This is a genomic window from Bradyrhizobium sp. P2_E8, assembly GCF_056403875.1.
Map to the genome: position 1 here is coordinate 1 of NZ_JBFUES010001221.1, position 1,946 is coordinate 1,946.

2 protein-coding genes and 1 pseudogene are annotated in these 1,946 nt (G+C 66.3%); 1 reads left to right on the forward strand and 2 read right to left on the reverse strand.

The genetic code is table 11. The features are described 5' to 3' along the window. The coding region (locus AC1D00_RS38855) for a DUF6101 family protein (protein WP_477014321.1) at positions 1–470 on the forward strand (470 nt) is incomplete at its 5' end. Between the two features lie 130 nt (positions 471–600). On the opposite strand, the gene ubiA is transcribed toward AC1D00_RS38855, so the two are convergent. Together ubiA and AC1D00_RS38865 are read right to left on the reverse strand one after the other, a co-directional pair. Further along, complete coding sequence (ubiA, locus tag AC1D00_RS38860) at positions 601–1,533, reverse strand: 4-hydroxybenzoate octaprenyltransferase (RefSeq protein WP_135176489.1); 933 nt, start codon at positions 1,531–1,533, stop codon at positions 601–603. After that, positions 1,530–1,946: pseudogene (locus AC1D00_RS38865) on the reverse strand (hypothetical protein); the annotation flags it as partial. The pseudogene AC1D00_RS38865 and the gene ubiA, both read right to left, overlap by 4 nt.

Consider the following 1,946-nt stretch of genomic DNA (forward strand, 5'->3'; position numbering starts at 1 on the left):
GCAGCTTGCGGCTCGACCCCCTTTCCCTTCCGGTCCGCTTCGATGCACATGATCCGCGCGCCGACGGATACACAAGGCAGATCGAGCTTCATCGCGAACGCGTCGTGTTGCGCCGTGCCGTCCGCGGCATGCAGATGGCAATCAACGTGCGCGTCAGCGACTTCACTGGCGTCGCGCTGCGCGGCAACAACGAGGCGCAGGCCCTCATCCTCGTCCATCGCGACCCCTCGCTCTCCGTTCCGCTGCTGGTCGGCGCCGACGGGGACGAGCTCACCGCAGCCTGGGCGGTCTGGAGCGAGATCTTCGCGCTTCCGCAGCTCGACGAGGGCGCCCGCAAGCCCGCACCGCGCCGGCGTCGCGCCAACGCGATCCGCGCCCGCCGTCCGAAATTCCTGATGCGCCGGCGCACCGCCATGACGCGCGAGCTGCCGGTTCACCGCGAAGAGCGTGAGATCATCGCAAGGAACTGAAGGTGCCGTAGGGTGGGTTAGCCGAAGGCGTAACCCACCTCTTTGCTCTCGATGCGGATAGACGTTGGTGGATTACGCCAGCGGACTGCGCGTTGCGCAGCCGCGGGCTAATCCACCCTACGCATTTGCGTCAGGCGGCCCGCATCGCCGCGTCGGCCAGCAATCCCGCAAACAGCAACAAGCCCGCATGCTTGTTCGAATAGAACAGGCGCTTGCAGAGCAAGGGATCATCGATCCTGAGCCGCACGATCTGCCACGCCAGATGCGCGGCGAAAGCGGCAAGCCCGAGCCAGGCGGGCCAGCGCACGTCGCCTGACGCCAGCGCGACGCCGATCAGCATCACCGCGAGCCCATAGAACAGGATCAGCGCCTGGTGCGTGTGCGCGCCGAACAGGCGCGCGGTCGACTTGATGCCGATCAGCGCGTCGTCCTCGGCATCCTGATGCGCGTAGATCGTGTCATAGCCGATCACCCAGGCGATCGATCCGCCATAAAGCACGAGCGCGGTGACGTCGATGCGGCCGAAGGTGACGGCAAAGCCCATCAGCGCGCCCCAGGAGAAGGCGAGCCCGAGCACGATCTGCGGCCACCAGGTGATGCGCTTCATGAAGGGGTAGATCGCGACGATCACAAGCGAGGCGATGCCGGTCAGGACCGCGAAGCGATTGAATTGCAAGAGCACCACGAGACCGATCAGGGCCTGCGCGACCATGAAGGCCAGCGCCTGCTTCGTGGTCACCTGCCCCGACGGCAGCGGCCGCGAGCGGGTGCGCTCGACCTTGTCGTCGAGGTCGCGGTCGGTGATGTCGTTCCAGGTGCAGCCTGCTCCGCGCATGACGAAGGCGCCGATGAAGAACAGGACGATGGTGAGCGGCAGGCGGCTGGCGTCGTGCGCGATGCCGGCGGCAAGCGCCGCCGACCACCAGCATGGCATCAGGAGAAGCCAGGAGCCGATCGGACGATCGAAGCGGGACAATCGCAAATAGGGCCGCGCCCATTGCGGCGCGAGCGTATCGACCCAGTTGCCGGTGGAGTCGGCAACGCGGGCGCTCGTGTCGCTCATCGGGTGAGGACGTTGCCGTTGAGCGTATCGAAGGTGCTGCCGCCCTTCTTGCCGGCGTTGGCCTCAGGCGCCGAGCCCGATCCCAGCACCTCGCTCAGCGACGGGCCGGCCGGACCGCGCGGCTGGTTCTGCATCTGCTGCGCAACCGTACAGACCTTCTTCTGCATGGCCTCGGTGTTCTTGTGGCCGTCTTTCATCTGCGCGCCGATCTGCGGCGGGATTCCGCATTTGGCGCCATTCGCCTCGACAAACTTGATCATCTTGAGCTCGGCCTGGCTGAAATTGCCGATCAGCTTGCAGGCCTCGTCCGGCATCGCGTGACGGTCGCTCGCGGCCTTGATCAGCTTGCCGCGCTTCTCGGCCTCTTCGCGCAAGGGGACGAACCCCTTCATGCAGTCCTCGCCCGGCCCTTG